Below are 767 nucleotides of genomic sequence, written 5' to 3'. Positions count from 1 at the left end.
TAGGGTCTGTTGATCTTTGCTGTACAAATGTTGTTCAGCAATACATCGGCAGCCACATTAACATAAACGCCAGTGACACCATACTGGCGTAATTTCTTGCTAGCTTGTCATATCTTGTTGATATTGCTCGATAGTGCTTAATTCTTCCAAAAGCATTCTCCACTAAATGTCGATACCGATATAAGCACCAATCGACTCTTTCTTGAGGTGTATTCTTATAGCGGCGCCTTGGAATGACAGATTTCCCGCCTTTATTGGCGATAAGTTCACGAAAAGCATCGCTGTCATAACCTTTATCTGCAATGACGGTATCAACCTGCTTCAGGTGCTCAATTAAGCTGGGGGCGTGTGTAATATCGTGTTTTTGGCCTTCTGATAATTCGAAATAAATCGGTAATCCTCCGCTGTCGACAGCTAAGTGAATTTTGGTTGAATTACCGCCTCGACTTTTACCAATACTCTCATTACTTAGCGTCGCTGCACCTGCACTGTGCTGGTGAGCCCGCACTATCGAGCCATCAATAAAGACCCATTCTATATCAGCAAGGTTGGCTAAGGCCTTGAATAAATGTGCTAGAACGCCTTTCTTAGACCATAAATGAAACCGTCTAAAGACCGTGCTCCAATGACCGAACTCTTTAGGTAAATCTCGCCAAGGGATACCTGTTCTAAGGCGGTAAAGAATACCTTCGAATGTTTGTCTATGTTCAGGTTTGTCATAAACACGGCCTGTGCTTTTCATTAAATGAAATAGCTTTTCCCAGCGT

Annotated in this window: 1 protein-coding gene; it reads right to left on the bottom strand. The window is 42.9% G+C overall.

Translation table 11 applies throughout. The features are described 5' to 3' along the window. Nucleotides 1-34 precede the first annotated feature (34 nt). On the bottom strand, nt 35-767 hold a 733-nt coding region (locus L5L77_RS22585; RefSeq protein ID WP_263180554.1), incomplete at its 5' end, for an IS5-like element ISSod6 family transposase.

It is taken from the genome of Shewanella sp. SM29, from assembly GCF_025654245.1.
In the GTDB taxonomy this organism is placed as follows: domain Bacteria; phylum Pseudomonadota; class Gammaproteobacteria; order Enterobacterales; family Shewanellaceae; genus Shewanella; species Shewanella oncorhynchi.
This window is presented reverse-complemented; position numbering and strand designations above follow the sequence as displayed.